The 25,743-nt window shown below is 44.7% G+C and carries 25 protein-coding genes and 1 tRNA gene; 15 read left to right on the plus strand and 11 right to left on the minus strand.

Features of this window, described 5'->3' with window-relative positions; all coding sequences use genetic code 11:
* Positions 1–319 precede the first annotated feature (319 nt).
* Positions 320–1,798, minus strand: a complete 1,479-nt coding sequence (locus LBL30_00590) for a hypothetical protein (GenBank protein MDR1031610.1) — start codon at positions 1,796–1,798, stop codon at positions 320–322.
* 187 nt (positions 1,799–1,985) lie between these two features.
* Positions 1,986–2,062 (minus strand) — tRNA-His (locus tag LBL30_00595).
* Positions 2,063–2,096: 34 nt separating this feature from the next.
* Between LBL30_00595 and LBL30_00600 the strand changes: the two genes are divergently transcribed.
* A complete protein-coding gene (locus LBL30_00600) occupies positions 2,097–2,240 on the plus strand; it encodes a hypothetical protein (GenBank protein MDR1031611.1) in 144 nt (47 codons plus the stop codon).
* Positions 2,241–2,292: 52 nt separating this feature from the next.
* On the opposite strand, the gene LBL30_00605 is transcribed toward LBL30_00600, so the two are convergent.
* The 3 genes from LBL30_00605 to rpsU form a co-directional block, all read right to left on the minus strand.
* Positions 2,293–3,390: an AAA family ATPase gene (locus LBL30_00605; protein ID MDR1031612.1), complete on the minus strand. Its 1,098-nt coding sequence runs from the start codon at positions 3,388–3,390 to the stop codon at positions 2,293–2,295.
* Positions 3,391–3,404: 14 nt separating this feature from the next.
* Positions 3,405–3,992 (minus strand): dCTP deaminase, encoded by a 588-nt coding sequence (gene dcd / locus LBL30_00610; protein MDR1031613.1) that lies wholly within the window; start codon positions 3,990–3,992, stop codon positions 3,405–3,407.
* A 291-nt stretch (positions 3,993–4,283) separates the two neighbouring features.
* Positions 4,284–4,490, minus strand: coding sequence for a 30S ribosomal protein S21 (rpsU, locus tag LBL30_00615; GenBank protein MDR1031614.1), 207 nt, complete (start codon positions 4,488–4,490; stop codon positions 4,284–4,286).
* Between the two features lie 159 nt (positions 4,491–4,649).
* On the opposite strand from rpsU, the gene LBL30_00620 reads away from it, so the two are divergent.
* Positions 4,650–5,018 (plus strand): hypothetical protein, encoded by a 369-nt coding sequence (locus LBL30_00620; GenBank protein MDR1031615.1) that lies wholly within the window; start codon positions 4,650–4,652, stop codon positions 5,016–5,018.
* A gap of 217 nt (positions 5,019–5,235) precedes the next feature.
* Positions 5,236–5,607, plus strand: coding sequence for a hypothetical protein (locus LBL30_00625; protein MDR1031616.1), 372 nt, complete (start codon positions 5,236–5,238; stop codon positions 5,605–5,607).
* Between the two features lie 226 nt (positions 5,608–5,833).
* On the opposite strand, the gene rph is transcribed toward LBL30_00625, so the two are convergent.
* Positions 5,834–6,553, minus strand: coding sequence for a ribonuclease PH (gene rph, locus LBL30_00630; GenBank protein MDR1031617.1), 720 nt, complete (start codon positions 6,551–6,553; stop codon positions 5,834–5,836).
* Positions 6,554–6,623: 70 nt separating this feature from the next.
* On the opposite strand from rph, the gene hrcA reads away from it, so the two are divergent.
* The 6 genes from hrcA (at position 6,624) to gyrB (ending at position 14,363) form a co-directional block, all read left to right on the plus strand.
* Positions 6,624–7,664 (plus strand): heat-inducible transcriptional repressor HrcA, encoded by a 1,041-nt coding sequence (hrcA, locus tag LBL30_00635; GenBank protein ID MDR1031618.1) that lies wholly within the window; start codon positions 6,624–6,626, stop codon positions 7,662–7,664.
* Between the two features lie 14 nt (positions 7,665–7,678).
* Positions 7,679–8,233, plus strand: a complete 555-nt coding sequence (gene grpE, locus LBL30_00640; protein MDR1031619.1) for a nucleotide exchange factor GrpE — start codon at positions 7,679–7,681, stop codon at positions 8,231–8,233.
* A gap of 3 nt (positions 8,234–8,236) precedes the next feature.
* Complete coding sequence (gene ychF / locus LBL30_00645) at positions 8,237–9,343, plus strand: redox-regulated ATPase YchF (GenBank protein ID MDR1031620.1); 1,107 nt, start codon at positions 8,237–8,239, stop codon at positions 9,341–9,343.
* A gap of 195 nt (positions 9,344–9,538) precedes the next feature.
* Positions 9,539–9,757, plus strand: a complete 219-nt coding sequence (locus tag LBL30_00650; protein ID MDR1031621.1) for a hypothetical protein — start codon at positions 9,539–9,541, stop codon at positions 9,755–9,757.
* Between the two features lie 52 nt (positions 9,758–9,809).
* A complete protein-coding gene (locus tag LBL30_00655) occupies positions 9,810–11,693 on the plus strand; it encodes a hypothetical protein (GenBank protein ID MDR1031622.1) in 1,884 nt (627 codons plus the stop codon).
* Between the two features lie 276 nt (positions 11,694–11,969).
* Positions 11,970–14,363, plus strand: a complete 2,394-nt coding sequence (gyrB, locus tag LBL30_00660) for a DNA topoisomerase (ATP-hydrolyzing) subunit B (GenBank protein ID MDR1031623.1) — start codon at positions 11,970–11,972, stop codon at positions 14,361–14,363.
* A gap of 31 nt (positions 14,364–14,394) precedes the next feature.
* Here gyrB and LBL30_00665 read toward each other — a convergent pair whose 3' ends face one another.
* From LBL30_00665 to thyX, 4 genes are all read right to left on the minus strand, one after another.
* Positions 14,395–15,354 carry an ABC transporter substrate-binding protein gene (locus LBL30_00665; GenBank protein ID MDR1031624.1) on the minus strand — a complete coding sequence of 320 codons (960 nt, stop codon included), beginning with the start codon at positions 15,352–15,354 and terminating at the stop codon, positions 14,395–14,397.
* A 353-nt stretch (positions 15,355–15,707) separates the two neighbouring features.
* A complete protein-coding gene (locus tag LBL30_00670; protein MDR1031625.1) occupies positions 15,708–16,331 on the minus strand; it encodes a ribonuclease D in 624 nt (207 codons plus the stop codon).
* Positions 16,332–16,432: 101 nt separating this feature from the next.
* Entirely contained in the window at positions 16,433–17,050 is a 618-nt protein-coding gene (locus LBL30_00675) for a hypothetical protein (GenBank protein ID MDR1031626.1), read from the minus strand.
* Positions 17,051–17,115: 65 nt separating this feature from the next.
* On the minus strand, positions 17,116–17,865 hold the full coding sequence (gene thyX / locus LBL30_00680) for an FAD-dependent thymidylate synthase (protein ID MDR1031627.1): 750 nt from the start codon (positions 17,863–17,865) through the stop codon (positions 17,116–17,118).
* Positions 17,866–17,982: 117 nt separating this feature from the next.
* On the opposite strand from thyX, the gene LBL30_00685 reads away from it, so the two are divergent.
* Genes LBL30_00685 through LBL30_00700 form a run of 4 tightly spaced genes read left to right on the plus strand, consistent with a single transcriptional unit; the run spans position 17,983 to position 22,914 of the window.
* The gene (locus tag LBL30_00685; protein ID MDR1031628.1) at positions 17,983–18,483 is read left to right on the plus strand and encodes a CarD family transcriptional regulator; all 501 of its coding nucleotides are present in this window, start codon (positions 17,983–17,985) and stop codon (positions 18,481–18,483) included.
* A gap of 49 nt (positions 18,484–18,532) precedes the next feature.
* On the plus strand, positions 18,533–18,991 hold the full coding sequence (ssb, locus tag LBL30_00690; GenBank protein ID MDR1031629.1) for a single-stranded DNA-binding protein: 459 nt from the start codon (positions 18,533–18,535) through the stop codon (positions 18,989–18,991).
* A 49-nt stretch (positions 18,992–19,040) separates the two neighbouring features.
* Positions 19,041–21,734: a DNA gyrase subunit A gene (gyrA, locus tag LBL30_00695; GenBank protein MDR1031630.1), complete on the plus strand. Its 2,694-nt coding sequence runs from the start codon at positions 19,041–19,043 to the stop codon at positions 21,732–21,734.
* The gene (locus LBL30_00700) at positions 21,727–22,914 is read left to right on the plus strand and encodes a hypothetical protein (GenBank protein ID MDR1031631.1); all 1,188 of its coding nucleotides are present in this window, start codon (positions 21,727–21,729) and stop codon (positions 22,912–22,914) included. The genes gyrA and LBL30_00700 overlap by 8 nt, the downstream gene beginning before the upstream one ends.
* Here the strand turns inward: LBL30_00700 and LBL30_00705 are convergent.
* Positions 22,911–23,897 carry an alpha/beta hydrolase gene (locus tag LBL30_00705; GenBank protein MDR1031632.1) on the minus strand — a complete coding sequence of 329 codons (987 nt, stop codon included), beginning with the start codon at positions 23,895–23,897 and terminating at the stop codon, positions 22,911–22,913. The genes LBL30_00700 and LBL30_00705 overlap by 4 nt on opposite strands.
* A gap of 152 nt (positions 23,898–24,049) precedes the next feature.
* Between LBL30_00705 and LBL30_00710 the strand changes: the two genes are divergently transcribed.
* Complete coding sequence (locus tag LBL30_00710) at positions 24,050–24,799, plus strand: enoyl-CoA hydratase/isomerase family protein (protein ID MDR1031633.1); 750 nt, start codon at positions 24,050–24,052, stop codon at positions 24,797–24,799.
* 48 nt (positions 24,800–24,847) lie between these two features.
* On the plus strand, positions 24,848–25,699 hold the full coding sequence (locus LBL30_00715; GenBank protein ID MDR1031634.1) for a TIGR01459 family HAD-type hydrolase: 852 nt from the start codon (positions 24,848–24,850) through the stop codon (positions 25,697–25,699).
* Positions 25,700–25,743 lie beyond the last annotated feature (44 nt).

Consider the following 25,743-nt stretch of genomic DNA (forward strand, 5'->3'; position numbering starts at 1 on the left):
TGGGATAAATCTTCAATATCCCTACAATTATAAAAAAACAAAACCTTCAGCAAACTAAGTAATTTCAATGGTGCCGGGCGTCGGAATTGAACCAACGACCTACTGATTATGAGCCTGACGAGCTACCGAGCTGCTCTACCCCGCGATAAAACCGACCCAAGAAATCAACGCTGATACTCTAACTCTTGCATTGTAGTTCGTCAGGCTAAGGTAAGGGATGTGCAGGCCATGACCCCTTACCACCCGTTACGCGTCTAGAAACGCAAGGATTGGGATTTATTAAATAGGCGAAGAAGTCTGCTTATATGAAAGCCTAATCTTAATATAAATCTTCACCAACCATCACACCATATCGCCGGTTATCTGGACCTTTGGTCATTTTTTGCCACTCTTTTGCGCGGTTGCCAATATGCCGTCCAAATACCCCCATATGTATTTGATCTCTTAGCATATACCGCCAAGTAAGCTCAATAAAATCCATGTCATATCCCTTGCGACCGGTATCCATTTCATTCATCATGAAATTAACCCATAAGGCAAAATGAAGCGGACTTACATCTGCTACAAACTGAGCAAACTCATTCCCAAAATACCTTGGCACGCATAGTAAAACTGCACCCCCATAAGATACTTTCCCAGTACCAAACTTACATACTTTCATTATATCAAACAGACAAGACTCCATATAATTTGATGCAAGCTGATTTGGCTGTGCGCTAGCCGCCGCGCGAGCAAATATATCTAATAACAAACGTTGCTCTGTGAACGTATTTGTGGGATGCCTTTCAAATGCAAATATATTGAATAACAAACCTTGCTCTGTTAGCGTATTTGCGAGATGCCCTTCAAATTTGGTAAAACAAGCGCTAATCGTTCCTGCAAAACCTACTTCACGCCATGCTTCATTAAAAAAATGATTCAAAAAATATGGCGAAACTTGCCATCCTTGTTCTATAAATTCTAAAGTTTTTGTGTAAATTGGTGAATGTGCTTCACTGCAATCTAATAGACTGCGTAGCAAATGACATACCATTTCAAGGTCTGTTAGTGCTCCGCATCTAGGCGATATTAAGGGGCTGATCAGACAATACGGAATTGTATAGCTTCCATGTGGATCTAGATCTATGAAAGCAATGTCTCCATTAATACCATAAAGATAATTATCGAGATGCAGGTCACCTAAAGCAATCCCAAATTGTTCAGCAAAAACAACAGCTTCTGCTAAATGATTCATGGCCATTACCTGTTTTTCATGAGGTAAAAGGCTAAGGTCTCCTATGCCAGAGAAGAAAGGCTGAATGGTCGGAATAGGCGTGCCATTACGTTGTCTGTCTTCTTGTAAAAAAGAGTAATCAATATATTCATCAAGCAAACTGGGCACTTTTGGATCATTAACCTCTTGCCATTCTCCATTCAGGAAACAGTGCGTTATGGTCACAAAGCGTCCCCATGGCTCTGCTTTACCTTCTAGGCATAAAGGCTCATTACCTCTCCCTTCAAGTTTTTCAAGTGCCACACGATTATTTGCCACTTCGCTTTTTCTGGAATCTTTCATTACAAAAATTCTTCCATCGGCCAAACTAACTTTATAAACAGAAGTAGTTCCTTGGCCGAATTTGTGCATTTCCGAAATCGGAATATCGCCGCAGTATTTAATAAGTGAGGACCGCATGTGTTCGGAAAGGTTTTCAAGAGCGGTTGATGTTGTTGGATTTGAAAAGTCAGGACGCTCTATTGTTGCAAGAGCCGTTTCCCTGAATAAACATAGAGCAACGATGTAATATAAAAACTTTTGCATAATTGTCCTAATATTTTATTGATTAATTAACAAAGTTGGTATCACAGTTTTTCAGATAAAGCAAATATTTTTGTTAATTTTGCTATTGAAACTAAATTGAGTAAAGCCAAATCGATACCAGCGCTATGTTTAACTCGAATAGACTTTTCACAAATCGCTTAGCAGATCATGAACGCGATAATCCCAGTGGGGCGAGCGATCGGAATTGAACCGACGACCTCCAGGACCACAATCTGGCGCTCTAACCAATTGAGCTACGCCCGCCATATAAAGCAGACTAAGGTTTAACGGACTCCATATGCCTCGTCAAGACGATATGCGTCTTAAGGCAGATAATTTTATCTTTGCCGCTTTTCCATGCATGCAGATATTCTCAATTCTAATTACAAAAGTTTGCGCGCTGGTGCCGCTGCGTAAAATGCATCGCGGTCTTGCTTTATGAGATTAAAACTTATGCAGGCAATCCTGAATAAGGTAGAAGTAAAGAAGGTTCGCTACTCTTGTATGCATACACCAGACTTAACGTAGATATACTGAAAATCAGGTGAAAGCGACGGCTTTGTGGTGCTGGTTGTCCAAGTCTGAATGCCTATGTTGCTTATTTCCTCAAAAAATAACCTGCAGTTATCACCGTCAAGATGAGCAATCGTGTCGTCAAACAATAGAATTGGCATACCAGCGCGGCAGGCGGTATAAAGCTTAGCCGTCGTAAGAATCACAGAGGTCAGCATTATTTTTTGCTCACCGGTAGAGTAATTCTCGGATCTTAGTGGCCTATTCCTAAAGCTTACGTTCCAATTGTTACGATGCGAACCAGCGTTAGTAATACCGGTAATGCGATCCTTCTCGCGATTTGCCTTTAATTTGCCAATCAGTGTATCGGTGTATAAATCGGAAACTTCAATATCTTCTTCCAAAGATAGAGCTATTTTGGGAAAGTTTGCAGGATATTGCAGCGAAATTTCATTGAACTTTTCGCAGTAACTGGCCCGCGCTTTTACTATGCTAAAAGATGTTTCTGCAATTTTGTGCTCTATGGTGCTTAGCCAAACCTCATCACCAACGTTTGTTTGTAAGGCTTTCATCCTTTCGCTAATGGTTTTTTTGTATGTTAGACATTTTATATGGTGCTTAGGCTCTAATCCCTTAACCAAATGGTCAAAGAATTTCCTTTTAACGTTAAGTTGCTCAATAAAGATTTTATCAATCTGCGGAGTTATCCACAGAAGCCATAAATACTTTTCAATTTCCGCAATGTTTACTAGATTGCCATTTATTTTTGCGTTTTTTTGATCGGAACTTGGCGCATTACCAACGCCAATCGATACTTGATCGTTATGCGTATCAAGCAGAGCGGCTACACCCCATTGATCCGCCACAGTGTCTGAGCATTTGATTTCACTTGGCATTGCGCCGCGGATGCCATGGCTAGCGGACAGCATCGAGATTGCTTCAAGTATGCTGGTTTTGCCAGCGCCATTTTGACCATAAACAATAATATTTTGCGAGAGATTGTCTAGCCGCAGCGACTGATAGCAGCGAAAATTCGTGAGTGCGAGCTTAGAAATTCCGCCCAAATATACCTTTTCCACAACCCACGACCTGATCAGATTAGTTTCGGAACCAAAGGCTCTTTTTGGTTATTATATATGCGGTTATAAAGCGGCGCATCGTAATCGGGCTCGTCGATAAAGTGGAATAAGACCTGGGATACACGTTGACCAGGGATAAGTTTAATCGGGTAGGGGAAGCAATTAACAAGCTCTAATGTCCAGCTACCCTTAAATCCTGGGTCACCAACCCCTGCCGAAACATGAGAAAAAACGAAATTCCTGGCCAAAGTGGACCGAGTCTCTAGCATCGGCACGATATTCGCGCAATTGCTGCCGATAAGCTCGCTCGTACAAGACAGCACAACCTCTCCCGAACCAATAATAAACCCTGAGTTATCTACTTCGATCCTCTTGAACCTTTCCTGGCTGTTGTGTTTGCTAAGGTCTATGCAAAACCCATTTCTGTTGAATAAACTTTGAAAACATTGCTTCAGCGCCCCGATATGCTTGACCCGATATATAACGTCGCCAAGGGTCACATCATACTGCATAAGGCCTAAATTATTGGGATTAAAAGGCGTTATAACTATATCGCCCTTGTCCATGTATTTCAGTATCGAACGCCTGCCAAGTATAGCCACAACCTGCCCTCCCTTATTAATCGATCAATAAAATCAAGATCTGCTAATAAGGTATTTATTGCGTTTATTATCGTCCGTCAACCGCTCTGGTAAGCTCAACAAACTTTGCCATATTTTTCCTACTCTTGTTAAGCTCTTGCTGATCTATCCAGAAATGCCGATTTGGCAGTAAATTTGGAACTTATTAGCTAATGTTTTAAAATATTCTCTGAATCTAGATGTTTAAGGAAATTTGGGGAAAGGCCCTAGCCAACATTACATCTTAAACACTGAAGTCACGTATTCAGAACTTCAAAACCCATTCACTTCTTGACGTCTGCGGAGCATCTTTCGAGTACGACGGATGGCCTCAGCTTTCTTACGTACACGCTCTTGTGACGGGCATTCGAAATAGCTGCGGCGACGGCATTCTCTTAACACACCTTCAAGACTTATCTTTTTTTTAAGCGCACGCATCGCTTGCTCAAGATTTCCGTCTCTTACGTAGACAATACTCACTAGATAATGCTCTCCAAAAATCTTCTTCCCGACAGATAGTATTTTATTCTTAAAATATTTACAATCCTTATTTTTGGGGCGGCGAGCTATTAGAAAAATAATTATTTTTATCCATAAAACAATGTGCTATAAAACATTTGGTTATTTATCGAGGTTTTTATGAAAAATTTATGTATATTATTGTTTGCGTTCATTATATCTGCGGCAGACAGCGTATCTCATATGCCGGATTTTAGCTTGCCCGGGCTTGATATCGAAAATCGCCATTTGGACAATAGTCAATGTACGAATGGCGTTATGTATAGGCTTTGTCCTGAAGTAAGCTGTATGCATAAAGACGGGGATCCGAGGGTTCCTAGAAACTGGAATCCAGATAGTGCGAATCATATAGTACTACGTTACACTCATTGCTCAGAACTTGATGAGCTGCTAAGATGCCACAGGACTAATGGTACTTCTTCGCATTTCGTTGTTTTACCAGACGGTCGGATTATCTGTCTCGTTAATCCAAATAGCGCCATATCATAATATCATACCTTTTAGGAAAGTCAGACTTTGCTGGTGAAAGCCGTTTTAATTATTCTTCAGTTACCATACACCTGCTGCATCCAGGATGTAGAGACCAACCTGAGCCGATCGAAGGTTTTGGCGAGCCGCGGCAAATACAGGAGATCCACATTTTTGGTATCCATTTCCTCAGGAGCAGTTTGACGCAACTGCTAGGCTTATAAAGGGACTTCAAAATATGTATGGTACTTTCAACTATGATGTATTGACGCAATCAGATTTACGTCCAGTAAAAGCTATAGATGTTGGCCCAATGTTTGATTGGTTCGGTGCTTATAGCAGATTTTCTGTTGGTTTTCACCCTGGTTTTGCTCCTTCGGTTCAGATGGATGTGGGACGAGTGGCCGATGAAGTCTACTTCGATATTATCAGGACATTTGGTTATAAAGGAACCGGACCTGATATCGTTCAGGCATATAAATTCCATTTCTTGCAGAATGAACTGTCGCCAGATTTAACTGATCAACTCAAACCGCAGCCTCTTGTGGCATGCATACAAATTGAACAAGGCGCAAGACAGAAACGGTTATTTCGACCTTCATTGGACTGATCTAACTTCCCGTAACCCTGAATTGCTTCAGATTATGTCTGAGTTAGAGAGCCTACCACAAGAAGGAGCATCTCCAGAGTAAGCAGTTGTAATGATCAGCCTCTGACAGCCATAAGAGTGGGTTTTTTACCTAAGAAAGTCCACTCTTTTTATTACACGCAAGCAATCAAACAGACATAACTCAAAACCACATCTGATAGATTTAATTTAGGCCCCATCCAAGGTCTTAAAATTTCGACAGTACTTCGATTTGCTTACTTGTTATCTCTTTAATGGCTGTTGAGGCCATTAGCAGAAGATTATTCATTTGATCGCTTGTGAAAGCACCGCCTTCGCCGGTTGCCTGAACTTCTATAAGCTTTCCAGCTCCTGTCAGAACGAAATTGGCATCTACATAAGCATTACTGTCCTCTTCATAATCCAAGTCCACCAAAGCAGCATTTCCCACTATGCCGCAGGAGACGGCAGCCACACTGTCCAATAAGGGTGGTTGGCGAATGGTATGTTGGACCAACAATTTCCTGCACGCCAGCGCCAGAGCAACATAACCGCCGCAGATTGAGGCGGTTCTGGTTCCTCCATCGGCCTGAATAACGTCGCAGTCTATATGTATTTGCCTTTCGCCTAGGCTTTTAAGATTAACTGCGGACCTAAGCGCCCGGCCAATCAGCCTTTGAATTTCTTGAGTGCGGCCTGTTAGTTTTCCTTTAGCGGACTCCCTTTCGATGCGGGTATTTGTCGAGCAGGGCAGCATAGAGTATTCAGCCGTGATCCATCCCTGCCCCTTATTCCTCAGGAATACAGGCACTTTTTCTTCAACCGAGGCGGCACACATGACATGAGTATCGCCAAACTTTACAAGGCAGCTTCCTTCTGGATGCTTCATCACATTTGGCTCGAAGGATATCGGCCTAAGCTCAGCCACTCCTCGATTACTGCGGGCCATGACTTGTCCTACTCTTTATATTTGCTGACGATGAGTATATACTTGCGCTGCTTATAAAGTCACGAGTTTTATGGCCTGTCTGTCTGATATAGACAAACGTGCACAAGAGGTGTTCAAGCACCTTGTCGACATGTATATCGAAACCGGCGAGCCTGTAGGGTCCAGGACGTTGTCCAAGAATATTGGCATTCCTCTGTCGCCAGCGACCATAAGAAACGTTATGTCGGATTTGGAAGAGGCAGGATTGCTGTACGCGCCTCATGTTTCGGCCGGAAGGATTCCAACCAATGAGGGCTTGCAGATGTTTGTTCATGCGTTGCTTGAAGTTGGCAATCTTACCCTAGATGAAAGAGACTCTATAGAGCATAAGACGCTTGTTATCGGTAAGTCGGTTCCGGATATCCTAGAGGAAATTGCCCACAGTCTGTCTGGCCTGACCAAATGCGCCAGTCTGGTGATTGCCCCTAAAGGGGATTCAAACCTTAAGCATATTGAGTTTGTTTACCTTGCGCCCAGGCGAGCTTTGATCGTCATTGTTACCTCAGACGGTTTGGTTGAAAACAGGATTATCGAGACGCCAGCCGAGATAACCCCTTCAATACTAAGCGAAGCAAGCAACTTCCTTAACCATATAATTACCGATCGTACGCTGACTGAGGCGCAACTGCTTGTGCAAAACGGCATAAAGGCGCAAAGAGAGCACCTTAACGAGCTGGCTATTCGTGTGCTGGAAAGCGGCCTGGCGGTGAAGTCTTACACAAGTTATAACAATGAATGCTACATTGTGCGGGGTCGGTCTAACCTTCTGAACAATGTGCAAAAGGCCGATGAGCTGGAGCAAATGCGCCAGCTGTTCAACACGCTTGAGACTAGAGAGACTATCAAGCAATTGTTGGATCTGGTGGTTGCCGCCGAAGGGGTGCAGATATTCATCGGGTCAGAAAATTCGCTTTTTAATATATCTGGCTGTTCGGTTGTGATTGCGCCATGCATAGTGCCAGGGTCAAAGATGATTGGTGCAGTCGGCGTAGTTGGCCCCTCACGCATAAATTATGGCCGAATAATTCCTTTGGTGGACTTTACGGCGCGAATAGTAGAAAAAATGTTCTAGAATAGGAGGCGATTATGAGTGAAAGACGCTCAAGTGGCGCTGAGGGCGCTAGTGAGGCATACGATGATGACACAAAAGCGCAAATGACGGACGAGCAAGCTGCGGCAGCTGTAGAATCTGGGGAAGAACAGTCAAGCCTGAAAGACTCGTTACTGCGGGCTATGGCCGAAAATGAAAACCTTCAGAAGCGTTTTCAGCGCGAAAAAGAAGACCTAATCAAATATTCCTTGAATAAATTTGCACATGACCTTCTGCCGGTGTTGGACAATTTCTCAAGAGCGCTTGCCGCGGCTGGAGACGCTGGCGGTAAAACCCTGATCGAGGGAATAAAGATGACCGAAAAGGAACTTATGGCCGCCCTTGAGCGTCATGGCGTTAAACCAGTAAAAGCCGCGCCTGGCGACGCTTTTGACCCAGCGCATCACCAAGCCATGGTTGAGGTTGAGCATGCCGATATCAAGCCAGGGCAAATAGCGGAAGTATTCCAGACTGGCTATGTTATTCATGACCGATTGCTGCGTCCTGCGCTGGTCAGCGTTGTGAAAGAAACGGCCGTTGGGGCTAAGTAAATTATGGGACTAAACTGCGGGATTGTTGGTCTGCCTAATGTAGGCAAGTCGACATTGTTTAATGCGCTTACTCAAACAGCGGCCGCCCAAGCAGCTAATTATCCTTTTTGTACGATCGACCCCAATATCGGCTTAGTTGACGTGCCTGACCAGCGGCTTGATAAGTTGGCCGAGCTGGCTCATTCAGCAAAGAAAATCAACGCTCAGCTGGAAATTGTGGATATCGCAGGACTGGTAAAAAAAGCCAGCGAGGGCGAAGGCCTTGGCAATCAGTTCCTGGGGCATATTCGGGAAGTAGACGCTATTCTTCACGTTCTACGGTGCTTTGAGGATGATGATATCACCCATGTAGAAGGCTCAATCGATCCGATTCGTGACGCCGAGATAGTCGAGACAGAGCTGATGCTCGCCGACCTCGACAGTCTGCAAAAACGTCAAACCGCTTTGGAAAAAAAGCATCGCATAGACAAAGGGCCAGAGATTGGTCTAACCTTAAGCCTGGTGAACAGGGCAATCGACAGCTTAGCCAAATCGATCCCAGCCAGAAAAATTGTTTTGGACGATCCGGAAGAAACCAAGTTGTTTAATGGTTTGCAGCTATTGACCAGCAAGCCCGTGCTTTATGTATGTAACGTCCCAGAAGACGAGATTTTGTCCGGGAATAAGTTTACAGAACAAGTTGCGGAGTTAGCCAAAAAAGAAAACAGTAGAGTCGTCATCGTTTCCGCGGCTATAGAGGCCGAAATCGCACTTTTGAGCGACGATAACGAAAGGCGTGAATATCTTGCGTCCATTGGCCTGACTGAAGCCGGGTTGTCGCGTATGATACATGAAGGGTATCAGTTGCTTGATTTGATAACGTTCTTCACCGCCGGAGAGAAAGAATCGCGAGCGTGGACCATAAAGCGAGGGGCCAAGGCACCGGAAGCGGCCGGCGTCATTCATACTGATTTCCAACGTGGGTTCATCTGCGCAGAAACTGTTGCTTATGATGATTATGTATCACTTGGCGGCGAGTTGCCATCTAAAAACGCAGGTAAAGTTCGTCTTGAAGGCAAAGAATATATCCTGAAAGACGGCGATATCATTCACTTTCGCTTCAATATATAAAATGTTGCAAAAGGCAAAAAAAGTATCTATATTAGGGGTATATTATCACTTTAATAGAGTTTGACCATGAATAAGTCTTTTTGCCATATAGCTATATTGGGATGCGTTCTTCTGCAGTCAATTGCACCTGCACAAGGGTCAAGGCCAAGGGGTGGCTTGAGAACAAAAAGTTCGTCTACACTTGCGCAACAGAGGATGGAAACGCCAGAGAGCATAAAGGCAAAAGCTGGCTTTGAGCTATATGATTTATTTTCTCCCGCATTAGGTGGACGACCGTTGGCTATTGATATGTCTATTGGTAGAGCTGGGCACGCTACGGGCAGAGGACATTTACCTTCAATAAACGTTACGTTAAACGAACTGCTCCACGAAGAAGTCGCCGCTTTAAATCCAGAAGTTGCCCGTTTTTTTTGACGGTATTAATAAAAATTTTGTTAAGTCGTGTATAAGAGGAAAGAATCGTGCTGTGTTCGACGTATTTGGGACATTGCAAGGTGATGGTGAGTTTGCAGTTAGTCTATTTGAAAAAAGAAAGATCGCCAGTGATGATACTTTAATAATGTCAGTCCTTTCAAGAACAGTATCAACACATGAGTGTCAATACGGATTCCTGTTTCCTAGTGATGATGATCCGCCAGATATAAAGAAGGTAGGAATTCTCGTGTCTGGAGTTCCTGCTTTTGTTCCTGTGTCTGGCTCTGAAGCTGATCGTGATGATTTTGTAAGCACGCCAATGGATTTACTTATAGTGTTTCGGCCTTATAAAAGAGGATTTAGAATGGCAACATTTTACTCTAGTCAGGACGGTAGAGCCGAATTTCAGTCTGAGTTAAAGCCACTTCCAAGAGTGGTAAGTAGCGGCGCTCCAAGATTTTTTTTCAGAGAAGACGATGATTTATTCGTTGCCTATGAAAGTAGCCAAAAGCCTTTAACTCCAGAGCAGCTAAATGAGATGGAATTTGCGGCAACTACTCGTGAGCAAGAAAGAGAGAGGCAGATCATCGAAAATACTCACTTCATAGGCATCACAGGAAAAGAGACAATAGAATTCTGGAATAATAAAGCAAGACAATTTCTGTCAGTTTTTCACGGCAATTTAACGGATTTTAATGCACATACGCTTTTAAATTGTCTTGTAACTGCTCCTTTTGCTTATCCAGGAATGGCGTGTATGCATAATTTATCTCGAAAAGCGTTGTTACAACGTCCACTTCTTGTTGCTGAAATGCACCCTGTTATTAGGCAAAGTCAAGGCAAAGATTATTATCCCCCTTTGGTTGTTGCAGGGATAGTTAATCACAATCCCGCAGTATTTAGGTTAATGCTAGATGGCCTAAGTCCCAACCTAATCGGGGTGAATATTGTTGTTGAGGAAGATGCAAAGACGGGTATCAGCCACTTTAATTCAGACTGGCCTACAGCGTCAAGAAATGGAAGCATAAGTTATCACGTGCTTTCTTGGTTGACGGCTGCAATTCGAGCCAAGACAATCTGGGAGCCGAAATACCCTGGGGAGAAGAATCCTGTAGAAGATATACTGAAAATGTCTGTTGAATACGGTGGGCCTGACGTTGTTAATGTGCAAAGAACTGCGAAAGTCGGAGATGTTGATGTAGAGGTTATGCCTCCTTTGTTTTTTGCCGCATTAAATTCTACCCCAGATTTACAATATTTGCTGGGATTGCCCTACATAGACACTAGCATAATGTTTTTAGATCAGAGTCCTATTGTAATGGTAATTAGAAAAATGCAACAAAGCCCACAAGAACAAGAGTTCGTTGACAGTCTGCATGTTTTATTAAATTGCGATAAGGTAAAGCTTACTGTCAATGATCTGGGCACAATTTTTGCAGAACCTAGTACACTGCCGATCGTACTTAGGCATGGTAGACGTCCGGAGCTTGTTGGTTTGTTACAGCAGCTTAGTACGGAGCAATTGAAGAGACCTAGAAATATAATCGCTAAAAATCAACTTACATTAGGGTTACAGGACTCTTTAAGCTTGCTGCAAATGTTTCAAACAGAAGTATTACCAACGGTAAAGGAAAAAGAAATTGCTAGTTTGGGAAAAGCTGAAACAGACTTGATATTATGGCAAAAAGAATGTAATAGGGTACGAGCAAAAACCGGAAAATCAATGAGCGTAGGTTTATTGACGCAAGCAGTGTCTTTAGCAGGACAAGAGCCTAGTTTACGACAACAAGCAGCGCAGTGGAATGGATTAGTTGCGTCCCACGGACCGTTCGACCAGTTCTTACAAAGATGCATAGATCTGGTGCGAACAGATCTGCAGAATGCCAGATTTAAAGCCCCTGCTCGTCGGATGGGAACGACGCTAAGTTTAGACTGAATGGCCGTCTTTTCTGGGGCTTAGGCAACCAAACGTCTTGCAGAGCAAGACCTGACACAATTAGGTTAGGGTGGGTATTTTAATCCGGCACGGGCCTTCAAGCCTTTAAAGATACCCAACCCTAACAGATCGTGACACACCTGAATCCAGGCGATTTTTATAACCTTTCGTAATTATAACATTTACTTTATAACGCGCAGAGGCCATAATATGGCCTGTGTACAGGGGGTGGTAGCTAACTTAAATCGGGCGAATCTCTTGCTTTAAAAGGATGTTATGACTGACGAAAATTACGATGCGGGTTCCATTAAGGTTCTTCGTGGCCTAGAGGCTGTAAGAAAGCGCCCTGGTATGTACATCGGGGATACCGATGATGGGACTGGCCTGCATCACATGATCTTTGAAGTCGTCGATAACTCTATAGATGAGGCTTTAGCAGGCCACTGCAAGAATATAGAAATTACCTTGCATGTTGACGGGTCAGTATCGGTTTGCGACGACGGAAGGGGGATGCCGGTCGATATACACGCAGAAGAAGGCGTTTCTGCCGCCGAAGTCATCATGACGAAGCTGCATGCTGGCGGTAAGTTTGACCAAAACTCTTACAAAATTTCTGGCGGTTTGCACGGCGTAGGTGTATCTGTGGTGAATGCGTTGTCCAGCAAGCTTGAATTGACCGTTTGGCGCGACGGTAAAGAGCATTTTATTCGCTTCATTGACGGCAATGCAGAGGCCCCTCTTCGTGTAGTAAGCGAGTCAATTGAGCGCAGAGGGACTGCGGTAAGGTTTTGGCCGTCGTCAGAGGTATTTACCAATGTAATTTTTGATTACTCGATTGTTGAGCGACGTTTAAGAGAGCTTGCGTTTCTTAACTCTGGCATCGCGATAGACCTTAAGGACGAGCGGTCTGAAGATAAACGCGAAGGTACCAAAATGCTGTACGACGGCGGAATCGTAGCGTTTGTTAAGCATCTCGACCGCAATAAAACTCCATTGCAAAAGGATCCCATTCATATACTTGGCGAGAGGAACGATATCTTGGTCGACTTGGCGCTTGAGTGGAATGACAGCTATCACGAGAATATGTGCTGTTACACTAATACTATTCCGCAACGTGACGGCGGCACTCACCTTGCTGGGTTTAGGAATGCGCTTACCAGAACCATAGGCGCGTATTTGCTTACAGTCGCTGGGGCCAAAAAGGACAAGATTAACTTCATAGGCGATGATGCTAGGGAAGGGTTGACCGGCGTTTTATCGGTGAAGGCGCCTAATCCAAAATTCTCGTCCCAGACCAAAGATAAGCTGGTTTCGTCTGAGGTCAGGGTGGTCGTTGAGGGTATAGTCGGCGATAAGTTGTCTGAGTGGCTAGAGGAAAATCCCGCCGATGCTAAGCGGGTTGTTGGCAAGATTATCGAGGCGTCTACTGCCCGTGAGGCCGCAAGAAAAGCGCGTGAGCTGACACGTAGGAAAAGCGCGCTGGAATTGGCTACTTTGCCAGGTAAGTTGGCCGATTGCCAAAGCAAAGACCCAGCCGAAAGCGAGTTGTTTATAGTTGAGGGAGACAGCGCCGGAGGCTCGGCCAAACAAGGTCGAGACCGTAAATTCCAGGCGATTCTACCTTTACGAGGAAAAATTCTTAACGTTGAGCGAGCTAGGTTTGATAAAATGCTAAGCTCGGCTGAGATAACCACGCTGATTTCCGCACTTGGGACCGGGATTGGCGCAAGTGACTTTGATGTCGGCAAACTTCGCTATCACAAAATCATAATAATGACCGATGCCGATGTAGATGGAAGCCACATACGTACGCTGCTGCTTACGTTTTTCTATCGCCATATGCGCGAGGTGGTTGAGCAAGGATACCTCTATATCGCCAGGCCGCCGCTTTATAAAGTTAAACGTGGCAATTCTCAAGTGTACCTTAAGGATGAACATGCTTTGGACGATTATTTATTCGATATTGCCTTAGATGCAGTTGTAACTGGAAAAAAGTCTGGCCACAGCTTTGCAGGAGAGGTCCTGAAGGGACTGCTGAAGACAATCTCTAAATTTAAGCAAGCGGTTTTGGCGCCGTATTTTTCAAACTGTTTGGCTGATGTGATAGAGCAAGCCTCGTTTGCAGGATTGTTCAGCGACCTGCGACCCGCAAATTACCTTGAGGCCTTGTCTGACAAACTTAATGCGCTTGACAGTGCAACTTGGTCGGCAGCAGAAAGCGCCGGTGGAGGTATCAACGTTACGCGTACCGAGCGTGGAGTAAGTGGTCACTATCAGATTCCATTGGACAATCCAGACAGAACGGAGGTTAAGATCCTTGGTAAATTGGCCGATGAACTGCACGAGATGCTAGATTATCCAGCTGTCCTATCCATGCGTGATAAAGAAACTGTTGTCTCATCGCCGATCAAGTTGTTCGATGCGTTCATGTCTGAAGCAAGAAAGGGGCTTGGTATTCAACGCTATAAGGGGCTTGGGGAAATGGACGCAGAGCAACTTTGGGAGACGACTCTTGACCCAAACGCTCGTTCGCTTTACAGGGTGTCCATCGGTAACGAGCAGTACGAGCAGATTGACGATACGTTTTCTATGCTTATGGGCGATATAGTTGGTCCGCGCAAAGCCTTTATACAGGAAAACGCACTTTACGCCACCAACATAGACGCTTAATTTATTTAACGCGGCATTTTCGGCATTTCTGTCACTCCACGACGGTGGCGTTTTCCGGAACCTGAATCCCAAACCTCTCTGCCAGCTTTTTATTGACGAAACATTTATGGTCTTCAGTTTTTGGGAAAACGGGCGGGAGGCTTTGAACAGACGCGCCTTTCAGCAGTTTGGCAACAAGTTGACCGGCGTTTCTGCCAACAGACTCATAGTTCACGCCAAAGCTTGCCAAAGCTAGGCCGCTTCTGACCGATTGATCTTCTGAATCGAAAACTGGGATATTCATCTTTTGCGCCTCAGCGGCAATGGTCGGCATAGCTGCGTGAAGACCGCTGGCGCCAACATAGATAAAGTCGACCGCTCCGCTGAACTTCTGTATACGAACCGGAATATCGCGTACTTGATCTACAGGAATTGCCAAGACAGACAGGCCAAAAGCTTGCGCCGCCTTCTTCATCATCGCCAACAAAGCGGTGTCGTTGCTGTCGGATGTAAGACATAAAAGCCCAATCGTTTTTGCTTGCGGAAATATCTGTTTAGCGAGGGTGAGCAGTAAATGCAAATCTTGCCGGTCAGAACTTCCGGTAATGTTATCCTCTGAGCGTAATTTGTCTTTTAGCAGTCCTGCAGCCACAGGATCCGTAATCGCATGAAAAACCAGCGGTATGTCGCGAATCTTTCCCTTCGCAAACTGGGCAATAGGCGTTGATATCACAACCATCACCTTAGGGTTATGGTTTCTCAAATTGAGGACGGTCTGCGGGATTAAAGAGTGATCGAACGCTATATCGGCGATTTCAATCTTAATCGTCTTACCGTCGATAAATCCGTTGCTTGCCAACTCATCTTTAATTCCTTGGATAGAAATCTCCAGATCCTTAAGCGGGCCATAATTTACAATGGCCACAATCGGCAGATCATCCTTTGATTTCGCGCTCCAAAATACTGCGGCAAATACGACGACTGCCGCGACAACTATTAAAATTTTTTTCATAACTAAGCTCCATATCCGTGTTTTATGTAATCGTGTAAACATTGCAAATACCTGCTAGTAAGCTAGGCCGTACGATGTGATAAAAGTGTTTGTTAAAATATTATCGGCTGGAAGGCCGATAGTACGGATACAGAGCAACTGCACTAGAAGCAAAGCACGAGGCACTCATGGCGCTCTCGTCGCATTCTTTCCTTAAAGCTTCAATCGTACAGAACATTCTAAACATCTCTGCTGAATAGGAAATAGTATACAACATTTACAGCTTATTGTCAAGTTTTTCAGAAAATAAATCGAAAATACAGCCGCTGAGCAGCGCTTAAAGCTTCAGGTACAGCGAGTTTCGATACATGACCTTAGTGAGAAAATAAAGCGTCTGGATTTATGCTTAATATATCTAACTCAGCGATTGTGCTGAGGTTTTTGAAGCAATCGTAGGCTAGCTTATCCCTGCCCTCGCGTATCAGCATTTTTAGCAATTTCGCTTTAAGCCGATGCAGATACAATACATCGCTGGCAGCATACTTCAGCTGCTCTTCGGTTAATTTATTCTCTCCCCAATCTGAGGTTTGCTCTTGCTTTGACAGCTCAACGCCAAGCAGATCGGGGCACAGATCTTTAAGACCGTGCTTACTTGAAAAAGTCCTGGCCAACTTCGAAGCAATCTTAGTGCAGAATATGTTATTGACCGGGACAGCAAAGGTTTTACTGAGCAAAGCTACATCAAAGCGAGCAAAATGAAAGATTTTGGTAATTTTCTGCGAACGCAAGACCTCGGTAAGATTGGAGGCCGGTTTGGCTGGACTGCCGATTTTTATCAGAAAACACTTGCCGGCGCTGGTGGCAATCTGCACAAGACACAGCCTGTCATTGTGTATGTTAAGCCCCATAGCCTCGGTATCTATGGCTATCTCATCCCCAAGGTCAAGCCCAACCGGGAGGTCGTTTTCAAACAGGGTGATATCTAGACTATTCATCATAAGACAGTATCATAGACGACTTATATTACTGCTGATAAGGCTGAGAATAATACTGTTGAAATAATGCAACAGTTATGCGGTAAAAATACGCTGAAGGCTTTTTAGAATCCCATCAACACAGACAGGCCAAACTTGTTTTCTCCGCGCCGCAGATTGCGATCCGGCGAAGGCAAACCGTCTCCCTTTTTAAATGGAAACATGCGTGAATAAGACGCTTTGACTGTCCATGGCCCAAAAGACAGCCCTACCCCTACATTAGGTCCGTATCTTAGCCGATTTCTGCTGTGTAATGAGTTAATCTGAGGATCTGCAGTGTCCAATCTTACAAATTCAGTATCCGCACCGATGGAGGTCGAAATATGCGGGCCAACAGGGAAAATAAGTTTAGAGACAATCGATCCGCCTTGCAGCTTTAAATCTCTTGATTGTCTATCGTCCAAGAACGTCATACGGTCGTTTGATGGAGTAACTCTTATTGAAATATCGCTGCCTATAAGCATACCTCTCTCGTCCTTTTCGGACGTACTGGTTGCGCCCAGCCACGATAATCCAAATCTGTCATACTTCTTACCTTTTGGCTTATTTTGGGCGTCACGAACCTGCTCAACTGAAACTAAATTTACATCACGAGGAGCAGCCGACATCCCATCCTCAACCGTAAAGGCAAGAGCGATGGCGGCAGCTGTTTTTAACCAAGTGGTGTAACTAACTCTTTTCATAACACAAGTATTATACCACAACTCTCAAACGTTACCAAGCCGAAATAACATAATTTTAGTAAAAATTAGGTTAACTTGTCGCTGATATGCATCTTATGTTTTATAAATGACTCGTAAACCAGCGGTACCCAGGCCTTAAGGAGCTCTTGAATCTTTTCGGCGTAAACCCGTATTTCGTATTGCGCATGAGGAGAGTTTCTAAGCCTTACAAACCTTAGTAAGTTGTGCAGGTCAATCTTCCAGTACATTTCGGTATAGGTGTTCAAAGGTATAATGCTGCGAGCAACCTCCCTGACTAAGCCTATGTCAATCAACTCTTTATACTTATCATGAGCGAGTCTTGAAACCGACTTAATAGTATCAATAATTTGCTTGGTTACGTCCAAAGGTAGAGCTTCTCCGCTGGTTTGTTTGTTGGACTGAGACTGTGCGCATATACGGCTTGTATCAGGTACGTAAAAATCGTCGTTTAAAACGGAATATCGAGCAGAATATTCATTAACGCTGGCGGTTCGGTGGCGAAGCCATTGTCGAGCGACAAACAGCGGCATTTTGATGTGCAGCTTAATCTCACACATCTCAAACGGTGAGGTGTGGTCATTGCGCATGAGATAATCGATTAGCCCGGCGTCCTGCTTTGATTGCTTGGTTCCCTTACCGTAAGAGACCCGGGCAGCCTGAACAATAGAGGTATCGTCGCCCATATAGTCTATTACACGGATAAAACCATGGTCCAGCACGGGTATAACCTGCCCCAGCATGGAATCGAACGATTCAACCGAGGTCCTTTCTATTTGCGTGCTTTCATCCGCCATAATGCCCTCAAAAATCTAAGAAAATTTTAAGCGCAACTTACTTCACAAGCCTTGAAAAGGATAGCAGAATGTGTTCTAATGAACCAGTAGAAAGTCTTTTCTGAATAAGGTGGTAATTTGGCAGCTAGCAATAAGCGTTTTTCGGTCGGACAATCGGTAGTTTATCCAGCTCATGGCGTTGGAAAAATAGTCGATATCGAAAAACAAGCCATAGACGAAACTATCCTAGAGCTTCTTGTTATATCCTTCGACAAGGACAGCATGAAGCTTAGGGTACCGGTGAGCAAGGCTGGCTCAGTAGGGCTTAGGCCACTGTGCTCACGCGAGCAGATGCAGAAGGCTGTGCAGGTTCTGGAAGAGCCAGGCAAGATCAATCGTATGCTTTGGAGTCGCCGGGCTGTTAAGTACGAATCCAAAATAAACTCAGGCGATGTAGTTCAGATAGCAGAGGTTGTCAGGGATCTGTTTCGCTCCAGCATTGGCGGCAAACAGTCTTACAGCGAGCGTTTGATGTATCAATTGTCCTTAGAGCGTCTGGTCGGCGAGTATGCGGCAATAGAAGACTTAGATGAGGGTACGGCTTTTCAACATTTGGAAGGCGCTCTTAAAGCCGCTTAAAGGTAAGCGTATGTATGTTTTTTGTGATTTTAACGCCTAGGAGTTAATTATGGCAGGTAGTTTGAATAAAGTTATGTTAATCGGCAATTTAGGCGGCGATCCTGAGATTCGCGTAAGTCAGGATGGTGCCAAGATTGCCAGCTTAAGGCTTGCAACGTCAGAAAGCTGGAAGGACAAGGCTACTGGTGAGCGCAAGGACAGGACGGAATGGCATCGGGTCGTTATTTTCAACCAAAACCTTGCTGAAATTGCCTCAAAGTATTTGCATAAAGGATCGAAGGTTTTCGTCGAAGGGCAATTGCAAACAAGAAAATGGCAGGACACTTCAGGCGTAGACAGATATTCAACAGAGGTTGTAATTTCAAACTTTCGAGGGGAAATAACTATGCTGGACAGCAAACCTGCTGGAGCGTCTCAAGGGGGCGATTCTACAGCGCCTTCTTCGGGTGATGTTGCATCCGGTGGCCCCGATCCTTTTCAGGATCTTAACGACGACATCCCATTTTAATGCCTTCGCATCTCAGCGCTTTGGCTTTTAGAATGTTATAGGAACCATTTTGGCAACAGAAACAGAAGATAAGGACGTTACTTTAGCTCCGCTAGATGCTGAGATGAAGAGGTCGTACCTCGACTATGCGATGAGCGTGATTGTCGCAAGAGCTTTGCCTGACGTACGCGACGGCTTGAAGCCTGTGCACCGAAGAATCCTGTACGGAATGAAAGAAGGCGGTTGCGACTATAACAAGCCGTACAGAAAGTCCGCCAGAATAGTCGGCGATGTGATGGGTAAGTATCACCCACATGGCGACGCGCCTATTTATGACTCTATGGTTCGTATGGCGCAGGATTTTTCCATGCGTTCTCCGCTTATTGATGGGCAGGGAAACTTCGGCTCGATGGACGGGGATTCTGCTGCTGCTATGCGTTATACAGAAGCGCGGCTTTCAAAAATCTCACACAGCGTGTTTGAGGACCTTGACTTCGACACAGTCGATTTTCAGCCAAACTACGACGGATCTACGGTCGAGCCTAAATTAATGCCGGCCAGGTTTCCAAACCTGTTGGTAAATGGCGCAGGTGGTATCGCGGTTGGTATGGCAACGAATATCCCAACGCATAACTTGGGTGAAGTGATTGATGCTTGTCATGCGGTAATTGATAACCCAGACATTGATATTAGTGAGCTTATGAAGGTGATTCCTGGGCCGGATTTTCCAACAGGCGCATCAATAATTGGTCGCAGTGGAATATACAGCTATTTCACCTGTGGGCGCGGCGCAGTTATGGTCAGGTCCAAAACCCATGTTGAAGAGATTAGAAGCGGCAAGTTTGCGATAGTCGCAACCGAAATTCCGTATCAAGTTAACAAAGCCCGCCTAGTAGAGCACATAGCCGAAATAGTTAACGATAAAACGATAGAGGGCATATCGGATCTGCGCGACGAATCTGACCGCGAAGGCGTTAGGGTGGTTATAGAGCTTAAAAGAGACGCCTCGCCAGATGTGATTTTGAATCAGTTGTACCGGCATACGCAGCTTCAGGTATCATTTGGCGTCAATATGCTGGCTTTGCATAATGGGCTGCCTGTCCAGATGGGGCTTAAAGAAGTGCTGGTGGCCTTCTTGGGCTTCAGGCGAGAAGTTGTTATTCGACGTACGCAGTTTGAGCTTAATAAAGCCAGAGAGCGTGCTCATCTGCTTATCGGTCTGGCCCTTGCGGTTGCCAACATCGACGAGGTTGTAAACCTTATCAAAAGCAGCCAAGACGCCCAAGACGCCAAGCAACGCCTGTTATCGCGAAAGTGGTCAGTAATTGATGTTTTGGACCTTATCAAATTAATCGATGACGCTGGAAATGTTGTCGAGAACGGCATTTGTCAGCTTACTGAGCGTCAAGCCCAGGCGATCCTAGACCTCAGACTGCAAAGATTGACGGGATTAGAGCGTACAAAAATTGATGACGAGCTGAAGGCCTTAATCAAAAGTATCGCTGACCTTCTGGATATTTTGGCATCGCCGGTCAGGATTACCCAGATTATCAAAGACGAATTAACCTTAATAAAGGACAGTTTTGCTGATAAGCGCAGAACTTCTATCGAAGAGGGCGAGATAGATATTGATGACGAAGACCTGATCGAACGCGAAGATGTGGTGATAACCGTCAGCGAGGCTGGATATATAAAACGCGTGCCGCTTGCGCAATATAAGCTTCAGAAACGAGGAGGCAAAGGTCGCGCCGGTATCGCCATGCGTGATGAGGATTTTGCCCAGGATATCTTCCTTGCCAACACACATACGCCGGTTTTGTTTTTCTCATCCAAAGGTATCGTGTATCAAGCCAAGGCTTATACTTTGCCACAAGGAACGCTTCAGTCGCGCGGTAAAGCCATGGTTAACATGTTCCCATTGTCCGAGGGTGAGACAATATCCACCGTTTTGGTACTCCCTAAGGACGAGGATTGCTGGGGAAGTCTAAACATAGTTTTTGCAACTTCTAAAGGAAATGTCCGCAGGAATAAGATGGCGGATTTCTTGAAAATCAGGACTAACGGCAGAATCGCCATGAAGCTTGATGAAGGTGAGCAATTAATATCTGTAGCCGCTTGCAAGGACAATGTTGATGTGATGTTGGCCACTTATAAGGGCATGTGCGTAAGGTTCCCAATTGACGCATTAAGGGTATTTGCTGGCCACAGTTCCAATGGCGTACGAGGCGTTAGGCTTAAAAAAGACGATCATGTGATATCTATGACCATTATTAACAGTTTTCCCGCTACAACAGAGGAAAGGGACGACTATATCAGATATTACAACTGGTCCAGGCGGGTTGAAGGCGACTTGGAAAACGAATCAGACCACGAACCGGAAATCGCTACGCCTAAGGATAAAATCGACCTGATGCTGGCCAATGATCAGTCGATCCTTACCGTTACTGAGCGTGGGTTCGGCAAACGCACTTCGTCTTATGCTTACAGGACGACAAGTCGCGGTGTTCAGGGTATTAAGAACATTGAGGTAAGTTCGAAAAACGGTTGCGTTGTTGCTACATTCCCGGTAAACGACGATGATCATATCATGTTGATCACTGATCAGGGCAAGCTTATCCGCTCGGCTGTCACTGACATACGCATAACCGGACGTAACACCAGAGGTGTGATTGTATTCAGGATAGATCCTAACGAAAAAGTCGTATCTGCCATCAAGCTAAACGAATTTGGCGAAGATGAGGATGAACCGGTGCAGTGTGAGTAGGCTAAGCGTACTGCATTTTTCATACACTCCGCTTGCGGGCTCGCCAATCAGAATTGTCAACGCATTAAACAAACACACGACGGTAAAGGCTCGGTTCGTTAATCTGGACGCCTTGGCTTATAAAACCCGGGTGTTTCAAGAGGACCTGCTGTGGCCAGAAAATCAATCAGAAATCCTGAAACTGCTGGAAACGGCAGATATCATTCATCTGCATAACTGGATTGACCTAAGCCAAAATAAATTTGGCCTAGATTTCAACCGATATCTTAAAAAAGGTCAGCGCTTAATCCGTCAATTTCACACGGAACCGGGCAAACTTGCCAAAACCTGGGGAGTCAGTCAGCATGAAATAATCAATGATTCGGTTGCTCAGCTTGTGCTGGCTCAGTTTCACGAAAGATACTATCCACGCGCCCGTATCGTCCCAAATATAGTTCCAATTTTTGACCAGGATTATCTGCCAAGTACGGCCAAAGCCCCCAACGCGTCGTGTAGAATCTTCTTCTCGCCCACCAGTATGAGGTCCGCATGGGAAAGTCGATGGAATACTAAAGGTGCGTTTGAAACCATTAAAATCGTCGAAAAGCAGCAAAAAAAACTTCATTTTGAATTTGAATGCATATCTCGTCGTCCGCACCTGGAAACCCTCTCCAAAAAGCAAGCATCTGACGTTGTGATTGATGAAGTTGTAACTGGAAGCTATCACTTATCGACGCTGGAGGGCCTATCTCAGGGCAAACCGACCCTTGCGTATCTAGATAACAGAACAATTTCCACAATCTATGAAGTGACTGGCGCTATTTCGCAAATACCGATTGTGAATACTCAACTAGAAGATCTAAGCGCCGCACTAAAACGTTTGGTGGAAGATAAACCGCTGAGAGGGTATTTGGGAGCTTATTCCCGCGAATGGATGGAAAAGCATTGGTCTGATGCACAAATGATACAGCACTACGTACATGCTTATGAAGACCTTATCAACCGCCCAGAGCGCTTTTCGGTTCCCAGATTCAATCAAGCCCAAACTTGGCTGTTCACAGAGGCCATCGATACAGCCTGGTCTAGTAGAAAATTAAATTGGCAAAAGGCCAGCAAAATACCATCATTCGCTCAGAAGCCCTTGGCCACTATAAGAAAGCTGATCGCTTCGCTTAGAAATAAAATCAGCCGAACTGACTAACCAAGTTGTTTTTCTAACCACTGCGAAATCTGAGATAAGACTTTAGGCACTTCATCCACAAACTCTCTGCTGTAGTTCATAAAGCTGTGCACAGCCCCATCTACGTTTATGTGCTGAACAGGCACATTGGCGCTTTCAAGTTTGCTGATAAATTCCAGCTGTCCGTCCAGTAGAACATCGCAGCTAGCAGAAACAACGACCGTTTTTGGGAATACGCTGGCGTCCTCAGCCAGGCCTGGATATAAGTACTTGTTATTAGAGAGTTCAGGATTGTTTAACTTTTCGCCAGTGTACAGGTATATATAGTACTTTATCCAATCTACGGTAAGTCCATAACCACGCCTAAAGACATTGAAAGAAGGCGATTCAAAATTGTTCGTCAGCGATGCGTAAAACAAAATTTGCGCATCAGGCTTTCTGTCGTACAAAACATCGTGCAGCTTTAAACATAATGCGGCACACAGATTTCCACCGGCACTGTCGCCCGCAATGATTAGTTTTGAGTTTTTACCTGCTTTATTCGCACACCATATATATGCACCTAACAAATCATCGAGCTGGGCGGGAAACAAAGTTTCTGGCGCCAGTCTGTAACCCACCGACAATACATTGACTTTAAGGGCATTGGCCAACCGCCTGCAAAGACTGTCATGAGTTTCCAAGTTGCCTTGTATATAGCCTCCGCCATGGATAAACATTAAAACGTCGTCACTACTACCGATGGAATACAGGCGAACAGGGACTTCATGATTCTCGTTTACGTCTTTGACGCAAAAGTCTTTTACCTCTTCGACAGGCGCTTTTTCGCAAGTGTGATCAATGAAAAACTGATTAGCAATCTGCCTGGTAATATCTATGCTGTGGCCGCCTGCTTTCAGGTTGTCGTACATGGCCTTAAGTGTTTCGTACGTAAAATTTTCCGATGGAGCCAGAGCCTCTACGATTTTTTGCGACGCAGCGCTTAACTTTGTTTCGTATAACATCCGCTACCACTCCTTACAAACACTAAAAGGCTCGCTCTTTATTACACAGTTTCTGTTTTATCTCAACACGATATGGCCATTGAGGTAATGGCTTAACTCCTTTTTAACAAGCCTGGACTAATCTACTTCTGTTCGTAGGTAGATTGGTGATAATGAGTGCTTACCTGACGACGGAGATATCCGGCAGCACTGCCCTGATCAGGCTGGATTTCCCGCACCTTAATGCAGTTAATCAGGCATTAATCGAAAAGCTTAACAGCAGCCTTTGCAGCTTAGAGAAAAATCCCAACATAAAAGCCATTGTAGTCACCGGAACGGATAAGGCTTTCTCTGTCGGATTGGACTTAAAAGAAGCCTTAAAGATGGACTTTCAGCAGGCTGTTGCCAATGATTTTATAAGCAAAGAATGGGGACAACTGTCCGAATGCAGAGTCCCTGTCATAGCCGCAGTATCAGGCTATACCTTAGGCGCCGGGCTAGAACTTGCGCTTATGTGTGACATTATAATATCAAGCGATACCACCGTATTCGGCCAACCAGAGATAAAGTTCGGTATAATTCCCGGCCTGGGTGCGACCCAAAGACTTACCAGGCTTATAGGACGCCAGATGGCGAGCGTTATGTGCATGACAGGCGAGTTTATCAACTCTGCCCAAGCGCTTGAATATGGGATAACGGCCAAAACAGTCCCGTGTTCTAAATTAATCTCAAGCGCGCTTGATATGGCGAAAAAGATCAGCGCCAATCCAAGGTCGGCACTGATCATGGCAAAACAGGCCATAAAAGCAGCGCAAGAAACAACACTTACTCAAGGTATGGCTTTAGAGCGGCAAATGTTTTACAGCTTGCTTTCATCGCCAGACAAGAACCGCCTTATAAAACAGTTTTTGAGCAAAAAGTGAATTCATGCTAGCCTCCAGCCCATACATTCCAATCCCAAGGAGCTCAAAGTGAAAACCATCAGTGGCGTCCGTGATATTTGCGACAGTTATGATGTTTTCATACTTGATGTGTGGGGCGTGTTGTATGATGGACTTAGCGTATTTCCAACTGTCAATGATTGCCTACAAAAAATAAAGGCTCGCAGCAAGCACATAGCACTTTTAACCAATGCGTCCAGATCAGAATCGCTTATATATAAGTTTCTTGCTGACAGTAGGTTAGACACCTCGTGCTTAACTTTTATACAAACGTCTGGTGACGCGGCTATAACGGCTATTTTGAACTTTTTTGCCGCCGATCCCAGCAAAAGGCTATATCATCTCTCCTTTGGCACCAATAAAAGCCCATTCAGTGATACCGCAATACAACTTACAGACGATGTTATGCAAGCAGATGCAATAGCAATTTCCTCTAATATAGAAGAAGGCGACTCTGACGCTGAGATCATGGAAGTTTTGCACAAAGCTGCTTCTAGAAAATTACCTATGTTTTGTTTAAACGGGGATAGAATCGCTTTACGCGGACGTACAAAGATACTCTGCGCTGGCTTTTTCGCCGACAAATATACTAACGAGCTTGGTGGGGAAGCCAGGTTTTATGGCAAACCTTATAAATCTGTTTATGACAGAGTATTCGAACGCTTAGATGCACTCGGGTTAGGGCCAAAACGTGTGATGATTGGCGACTCTATGGATACCGATATTTTAGGCGCTAAAAATGCTGCTATAGATTCAACTCTTGTAAAAACCGGCTTGTCAGCCAGAGAACTTGAAAAGACGTTAGGGGCGCTGTGGTTTGACAAAATGCAGGCTAAATACGGCTTTTTGCCAACATATCTGTGTGATGAGTTTAGGTGGTAGAGTGAGTGAAAACAAGGCAATCAGCACTGTAGCTAGGTTTGTAC

This window comes from Holosporales bacterium (genome assembly GCA_031263535.1).
In the GTDB taxonomy this organism is placed as follows: Bacteria; Pseudomonadota; Alphaproteobacteria; order UBA3830; family JAIRWN01; genus JAIRWN01.